The organism is Acinetobacter sp. UBA6720 (assembly GCF_002454215.1).
Taxonomy (GTDB): domain Bacteria; phylum Pseudomonadota; class Gammaproteobacteria; order Pseudomonadales; family Moraxellaceae; genus Acinetobacter.
Map to the genome: position 1 here is coordinate 44,031 of NZ_DKIK01000131.1, position 494 is coordinate 44,524.

Below are 494 nucleotides of genomic sequence, written 5' to 3' on the forward strand. Positions count from 1 at the left end.
ATATATGCATCAAGCATTTCTTTAGTGAATACACCACCTTTCAGTAAGAATTCATGATCCGCTTGAAGCGCTTCAAGAGCCATATCTAGGCTGTGCGCAACTGTAGGGATTTTTGCTTCTTCTTCTGGAGGAAGATCATATAAGTTCTTGTCAGCAGCTTCACCTGGGTGAATCTTGTTTTGGATACCGTCGATACCCGCCATCAATAATGCTGCGAAACCTAAGTACGGGTTCATCATTGGATCTGGGAAACGAGCTTCAATACGTTTGCCTTTCGGGCTAGAAACGTAAGGAATACGGATAGAAGCAGAACGGTTACGTGCTGAGTAAGCAAGCATAATTGGTGCTTCGAAGTGTGGAACTAAACGCTTGTACGAGTTAGTAGAAGGGTTAGTAATTGCGTTCAATGCGCGAGCATGCTTGATTACACCACCGATGAAGTAAAGCGCCATCTCAGAAAGACCAGCATATTCATCACCAGCAAACAAGTTCTT

At 43.7% G+C, this 494-nt stretch carries 1 pseudogene; it reads right to left on the reverse strand.

From position 1 onward, the window contains the following. Positions 1–494: pseudogene (glnA, locus tag B4F08_RS11295) on the reverse strand (glutamine synthetase); the annotation flags it as partial.